This is a genomic window from Flavobacterium sp. (assembly GCF_044361015.1).
In the GTDB taxonomy this organism is placed as follows: domain Bacteria; phylum Bacteroidota; class Bacteroidia; order Flavobacteriales; family Flavobacteriaceae; genus Flavobacterium.
Window position 1 is genome coordinate 37,073 of the sequence record NZ_JBIKJL010000017.1, and the last position, 7,176, is coordinate 44,248.

The 7,176-nt window shown below is 33.2% G+C and carries 7 protein-coding genes; 5 read left to right on the forward strand and 2 right to left on the reverse strand.

Features of this window, described 5'->3' with window-relative positions:
- Window positions 1-73 precede the first annotated feature (73 nt).
- Window positions 74-1,615 (reverse strand): glycine--tRNA ligase, encoded by a 1,542-nt coding sequence (locus ACIQ2Z_RS06275; RefSeq protein WP_396183297.1) that lies wholly within the window; start codon window positions 1,613-1,615, stop codon window positions 74-76.
- A 179-nt stretch (window positions 1,616-1,794) separates the two neighbouring features.
- On the opposite strand from ACIQ2Z_RS06275, the gene ACIQ2Z_RS06280 reads away from it, so the two are divergent.
- The 4 genes from ACIQ2Z_RS06280 (at window position 1,795) to ACIQ2Z_RS06295 (ending at window position 5,416) form a co-directional block, all read left to right on the forward strand.
- The gene (locus tag ACIQ2Z_RS06280; protein ID WP_396183298.1) at window positions 1,795-2,451 is read left to right on the forward strand and encodes a hypothetical protein; all 657 of its coding nucleotides are present in this window, start codon (window positions 1,795-1,797) and stop codon (window positions 2,449-2,451) included.
- 92 nt (window positions 2,452-2,543) lie between these two features.
- Window positions 2,544-2,996: a hypothetical protein gene (locus tag ACIQ2Z_RS06285; protein ID WP_396183299.1), complete on the forward strand. Its 453-nt coding sequence runs from the start codon at window positions 2,544-2,546 to the stop codon at window positions 2,994-2,996.
- 65 nt (window positions 2,997-3,061) lie between these two features.
- Window positions 3,062-3,745: a ComF family protein gene (locus tag ACIQ2Z_RS06290; protein ID WP_396183300.1), complete on the forward strand. Its 684-nt coding sequence runs from the start codon at window positions 3,062-3,064 to the stop codon at window positions 3,743-3,745.
- Window positions 3,746-3,826: 81 nt separating this feature from the next.
- Window positions 3,827-5,416 carry an Ig-like domain-containing protein gene (locus ACIQ2Z_RS06295; RefSeq protein WP_396183301.1) on the forward strand — a complete coding sequence of 530 codons (1,590 nt, stop codon included), beginning with the start codon at window positions 3,827-3,829 and terminating at the stop codon, window positions 5,414-5,416.
- On the opposite strand, the gene ACIQ2Z_RS06300 is transcribed toward ACIQ2Z_RS06295, so the two are convergent.
- Window positions 5,417-6,199: an amidohydrolase gene (locus ACIQ2Z_RS06300; protein ID WP_396183302.1), complete on the reverse strand. Its 783-nt coding sequence runs from the start codon at window positions 6,197-6,199 to the stop codon at window positions 5,417-5,419.
- A 62-nt stretch (window positions 6,200-6,261) separates the two neighbouring features.
- Between ACIQ2Z_RS06300 and ACIQ2Z_RS06305 the strand changes: the two genes are divergently transcribed.
- On the forward strand, window positions 6,262-6,822 hold the full coding sequence (locus ACIQ2Z_RS06305) for a hypothetical protein (protein ID WP_396183303.1): 561 nt from the start codon (window positions 6,262-6,264) through the stop codon (window positions 6,820-6,822).
- Window positions 6,823-7,176: the final 354 nt, after the last annotated feature.

The following is a 7,176-nucleotide window of genomic DNA, read 5'->3' on the forward strand; positions in this document are numbered from 1 at the left end:
TTAATTGATAAATTAAAATCCCAAATTTCAATTATTTGAAACTTGGGATTTTTTTATTTTAAATTTTGGAAGCTTACATTTTCATCAACCAGTTTCGCATGGAAACATCGTTTGTAATAATGTCTCTTAACTCAGAAATTTTCACGCGGTCTTGTTGCATGGTATCGCGGTGACGAATAGTTACCGTCTCATCTTCTGTCGTTTGGTGGTCAACTGTAATGCAAAAAGGTGTGCCCAACGCATCTTGCCTTCTGTAACGACGACCCACAGCATCTTTTTCATCATAGGCTACGTTGAAATCCCATTTCAATTCTTCTACAATCTTTCTTGAAATTTCAGGCAAACCGTCTTTCTTAATTAATGGTAAAACAGCCGCTTTTGTTGGTGCTAAAACCGATGGCAAACGCAAAACAGTTCTGGTGGAACCGTCTTCCAATGTTTCTTCTGTTAATGAATTGGCGAAAACGGCCAAAAACATACGGTCCAAACCAACTGAAGTTTCTACCACATATGGAACATAATTTTTATTCTCCTCTGTATCAAAATATTGCAACTTCTTGCCTGAATATTGTTCATGAGCTTTCAAATCAAAGTCGGTTCTAGAATGAATTCCTTCTAATTCTTTAAATCCGAATGGAAAATTAAATTCAATATCGGCTGCAGCATTGGCATAATGAGCTAATTTTTCATGGTCGTGAAAACGGTAATTTTCTCTTCCTAAACCAAGTGATAAATGCCATTTTAAACGGGTTTCTTTCCAATATTCATACCATTTCATTTCTTCGCCCGGTTTCACAAAAAATTGCATTTCCATTTGTTCAAATTCCCGCATACGGAAAATGAATTGACGGGCTACAATTTCGTTTCTAAATGCTTTTCCGGTTTGAGCAATTCCAAAAGGAATCTTCATTCTCCCCGATTTTTGAACGTTTAAGAAATTTACAAAAATCCCCTGAGCAGTTTCAGGGCGTAAATATAAATCCATAGAAGAATCAGCAGAAGCCCCAATTTTTGTCCCGAACATCAAGTTAAACTGACGCACTTCAGTCCAATTGCGAGAACCCGATTCCGGACATGCGATTTCTAATTCTTCAATTAAAGCTTTTACATCGGCTAAATCTTCATTTCCTAACGAACGAGCCATTCTTTCCAAAATTTCACGTTGTTTAGCTTTGTATTCCATCACACGAGCATTAGTTGCCACAAATTGTGCCTCGTCAAAAGCTTCTCCAAAACGTTCTTTCGCTTTGTCTATTTCCTTTTGTGCTTTTTGATTTAGTTTCTCAGCATAATCCTCAATTAAAACATCGGCACGGTATCTTTTTTTGGAATCTTTGTTGTCAATCAATGGGTCGTTAAACGCATCCACGTGACCGGAAGCTTTCCAAGTGGTAGGATGCATAAAAATCGCAGCGTCAATACCTACAATGTTTTCGTGCATTTGCACCATTGATTTCCACCAATATTCCCTGATATTTTTCTTTAATTCTGCTCCGTTTTGAGCATAGTCGTATACTGCACTCAAACCGTCGTAAATTTCACTCGACGGAAAAATGAATCCGTACTCTTTTGCATGTGAAATTACGTTCTTAAAATTATCTTCTTGTTTTGCCATAATGATACAAAAATATAAAAAGTGAATAGATAAAAAAGAGAAGAATTGCTTTTATTTTTTAAGTTAATTTAATTGATGCAAACATTGTTTTTATGCTGAATTTATTAGGTTTTAATTTGATAATTTCTTAACTTTAATAGCGATAAAGTTGATATTTCATAATTATTAAAATATATATCATGAAAAATTTAGTAAACTTGCTTATGTTCTTTTCTATAGGGATTTTAAGCGTATCATGTGATGATTTGGTTGATAAAGATGATCCCAATGAAATAAATGGGACTCAGTCTGAGATGGGTTTAGTTGGTGTAACTGTTCACTCAAGTTCTTCTGAAATTGCGGGTGTAAGTGATTTTTCGGCAGTAGTTGAAAGCCTTGAAGACGGAATTTCAAGCTATAGTGCTCAAGCCACTGTAACTAATTCGTTAGTAAAAAATATGATTTCAAACTTCCCCGGTGTAGTAATCGATGGCAATTCTGTTTCTATTGACAATTTAAAAATCCAACAAACAACAGGCGGTATTAAATGTGTTACCGGTCCTTTGGCAGGCGTTTTAGTTAAATATGATTCATCAGTTGGTGACACTTATGCTGCCGGAACTTCAGGAAACGTAAGAACCGTTGTTAGTAAAACCGGTGTTGATGATTATCCTTATGGTTTTTACATGATTAAAACTATTCAAGTGGAATCAACATTAGGCAATTCAAATAGAGTGAGTGGAATCAATAAAATTACATACATCGCAAATCACAAATTTGGAATGGTCGGTGTAAAAGTTGACTTTGAAGATGGTACCAGCTCTACATTCCCGGTTTACACCAGTGCTGAAAATTAACAATTTAATACATTGTTTTTCGATTAGGTAAGGTTTTCTACCTTGCCTAATCGAATATAAAAATTTAATATACTTACTATCTTAAAATTGCAATGAAAAATTTTCTTTTCCCCTATTATTACAAAGCCGTTGGCGTTATTTTGGTTCTTATTGCGATTGTTTTTTCTGTACTTTATTTAAAATTTGATTTAAATTATACAATACCCGTATTTGCAATAGTTTCGATTTATTTAGAAACTAAAATTTTTGTAATATCCCAAAGCAATTTTATAGATGAAATTACCCTCATTCTTTTTGTTCTAGGTTTTGGACTTATTGTTTTTTCTAAGGAAAAAAATGAATTTGAATTCTTACGCGTTTACAGAGAAAAAGCATTGGCAAAAGCAACAATAGTTAATGCTTTTATTATGTTGTTTTCTATAATTTTCATTTATGGCGGTGGCTTTTTGGGCATATTGGTATTGAATTTATTTTCCGTTTTTATCTTTTATCTACTCTTTTTCTATGTAAGCTTAAAAAAAAGAAATCAAGAAACTCGTTTGTAATTGAATAATTATAAATTTAATGTATCTTTATTTTGAAAAATAAAGACTGTAGTTTATAATTGTTTATGCTAAAAGATTTACTCAATTTATTCTTCCCTAAAGTTTGTTTGGCTTGCAAAGAACATTTGTTAGCCAATGAAAATATAGTTTGCACAACTTGTCGTCATCATTTTCCGTTAACACTTCATTGTGAAAATCAGAACAATGAAATTATTCGAAAATTTTACGGCCGTTTGACTTTAGAACATGCTTCCGCTTTACTTTACTTTCACAAAAATGGCATTGTTCAAGAACTCATTCACAATTTAAAATACAAAAACCGGCAGGAAATTGGCACTTTATTAGGAGAATGGTATGCTGAAGACCTTAAAAATATTCATGCTGAACTTTTCTTTGATGCCATTATACCGGTTCCTTTACACAAAAAACGAATGCAAGAACGTGGTTACAATCAAATGACTACTTTTGGTCAGGCTATCTCAAAATCGCTTCAAATACCTTTGTGTGAAAACATTCTACACAGAGATAGTTATGCTAAAACACAATCCAAAAAGAATTTTTTGGAACGAACGGAAACTAAAAAGTCGGTTTTTGATGTTGACTTTACAGAAAAAGACCATCACAAACATTATCTCTTAATTGATGATGTTATTACCACCGGATCAACGCTGGAACAATGTGGAAAGGCAATTTTGAAAATACCCGGAGCTAAATTAAGTATTGTTTGCATGGCCTATACTCATTCATAAAACGCAAAGAAAAACCTAAAACATTTCATTTCCACTAAATATAATTGTTATTTTGTGGCTACGAAGAAAGCATTTTATTTCATGAGAGTTTTAATCCTTATCATTTTATCGGTTTTGTTTGCAAGTTGCGCAAAAAGAGGTACTATTACTGGCGGAGTGAAAGATTCTATTCCACCAATCATGAAAATGAGCGAGCCTAAAAACTTATCTACCGAATTTAAAGGAAATAAAATAAAATTGTATTTTGATGAATACATCAAGCTGAAAGACATCAACAAACAATTGATTATTTCGCCTCCGATGAAAAATATGCCGTTGATTTTGCCTTCTACGCCTACAAAAATTTTGACAATCACCCTAAATGATACTTTAACGCCAAATACTACGTATAGTCTTAATTTCGGACAAAGCATTCAAGATAACAATGAAGGCAATCCATACCAACAATTTAAATATATTTTTTCCACCGGAACATATATCGATTCCCTGCAATTAGTAGGTCAAATAAAGGATGCTTACGCCAAAAAAACAGATAATTTTGTTTCCGTCATGCTTTATGAGCGGAATGAAAAATTTTATGATTCAATTGTTTATAAGGAAGTTCCAAGGTATATTACCAATACATTAGACAGCCTAAAGACCTTCACGTTAGAAAATATAAAGGCCGGTGAATACTTATTGGTGGCTATGAAAGATTATAACAACAATAATAAATTTGATCCGAAAAAAGACAAAATAGCATTTCATAGTGAAATCGTTACTATTCCAGATAATGCAGCTTATGAATTAGAATTATTCAAAGAAGAGTTGCCTTTTAAACCTATTAGACCTTCACAAGCATCCGGAAATCGAATTATTTTAGGTCATGAAGGTAAATCCAATGATGTAAAAATCGAACTCAAAAATGGAGATGAAATTGTTCCAACTGTTGTTACTCCTTTTGAAAATAAAGATTCATTACAAATTTGGTTTAAACCAATTAAAGCTGATTCACTTTCAATAAAAGTGAAAAAAAATGTGTTGGAAAAAGAATTTAAACTAAAATTTAATACCCAAAAAGCAGATTCGCTGCGTATTAATGCTGTTCAAAGTGGCGTTTTACATCTAGGCGAGAAATATACCCTGAAAAGTTCCATCCCAATTACAAAGATTGATGCGTCAAAAATCAAACTTACTAATAAAGATTCTGTTGCCGTTGTTTTTACAACGCAATATGATGAACCAAAACAACTTGTCGTTATCGATTTTAAGAAAGAACCTCTTGAAAGATATAAATTAACCCTTGAAAAAGGTGCATTTACTGATTTATTAGAAAGAGAAAGTGACTCACTAGCATTTACAATTGGGACCAAAAACCTGACGGATTATGGTAATTTACGACTGCATTTAGAAGGTATTAAATCTTTCCCAATCATAGTTGAATTAACCAATGCAAAAGGAGATATACAAGCGTCCGCCTATTCAGAGGGTGAAACTACGATTGATTTTAATTTACTCCAGCCGGCTTTGTTTACCGTACGAATCGTCTATGATGACAACAAAAACAGAGTATGGGATACCGGAAGTTATTTAGAAAAACGACAAACGGAAGAAGTACGTTATTTTCCAACAGAAATTGATGTTCGTGCAAATTGGGACGTTGATCAAACGCTGAAATTCAGTAGCGAATGATTATTCAGCACTTTTGTTTAGTTTAATTACAAATTCATCTCTGTCTGCTAAAAAATTTAACTTTTTTCTCGTATTCAAGAGCTTTTTCATATCTAAATCTGCTTGAAAAATTCCTTCATCTACTTGCGGTTCCAACAAAAAATAACCTAATTCATCAATTACTTGGGAATGGCCAACATATTCCAATTTATTAAAATCGGAACCAATTCGGTTAACCCCCAAAACATAACACATGTTTTCAACAGCTCTTGCTTTCAGTAAAATATCCCAAGCATTGATTCGAGTTTCAGGCCAATTTGCAACATAAATCAACAAATCGTAGTCTTCTGTATTTCTGGAAAAAACAGGGAATCGCAAATCATAACAAATTTGAAGACATATTTTCCAACCCATGTATTTAATTACTTTTTTAGTTGTTCCCGGTTCATAAATTTTATTTTCTCCCGCCAAAGTGAATAAATGCCGCTTGTCATAATAATCTATTTTACCGGAGGGATAAACAAAAACCAATCTGTTATAAAAATGTTTATTTTCAAAAATGATTAAACTTCCGGTGATGGCCACTTTCTTCGTTTCGGCTATTTTTTTTAACCAGGAGATGGTTTCTCCGTTCATGTTTTCTGCTGAAGCAAATGGTTCCATCGTAAAACCGGAAGTAAACATTTCCGGCAAAACAATCAAAGCAGTTTCTTCATCAATTTCCATTATTTTTTGCTGAAAATACAATATGTTCGCAATTGGATTATCCCAAACTATGGGAGCTTGAATAAGTGAAATTTTCATGTCTAAAACTTTTTATAAAAATACATTATTTATTATTTCTTACCTTAGACAAAATTTATTCTATGAAAAAAATAGTTTTTTTTTTTTTAGTAACTTCTTTTTCTCTTTTTTCACAAGAAAAATCAGGAGCTCAACAGTTTTGGGCTACCTTGAAAGCACATTGCGAAAAATCGTTTGAAGGACAAATTACAGAAGGTCCTGCTGATGATGATTTTCGTGGCAAAAGATTGGTTATGCATGTTCGAAGTTGCGTTGAAAACACCATAAAGATTCCTTTTTTCGTTGGAGATGACAAGTCAAGAACGTGGATATTAACCCTCAATAATGATCTAATTACCCTCAAACATGACCATCGCCATGAAGATGGAACAGAAGATAAAGTCACCCAATACGGTGGCACTACTCCCAACTCAGGATTACCCGGTATACAAATATTTCCGGCCGACCAACAAACATGTGATTTGATTGATTATGCTTCAAATAACGTTTGGTGGATAACCGTTGACGAAACTTCATTTACTTATAATTTGAGAAGAATTGGTTCTGACAGAGTTTTTTCGGTGAAATTTGATTTGACAAAAACAATTGAAAATCCTTCCGCACCATGGGGCTGGAAAGATTAGGTTTTTTTCTGACAACTTCTTCTACTGCTGAAAACTATTAAGCCTTTAATAGATTTAATAGATTTTGCTAATTTTTTTGATTCGCTACGATTGAAATAGATTGAAAAGGATTATTCCCTTAAAATTTAGAGAATTTTTATATGTCTCGTCTCTCTCCTTTGGAAAGGTTTGATGGGAGGTTATCTAGTCTACCTTAATCTCATCTACAAAAATAAATGCCTCGCCATTAAACGGAAAACCTTGATGCCAGTCTGGTAATTTTCCAAAATTGGTTGCTTTTACTTTTACATAACGAGCTTTTACCGGCTTGCTGTTGCTTTCAAATCCTTTGATGGTAGAAGTGTATTCTTTCGG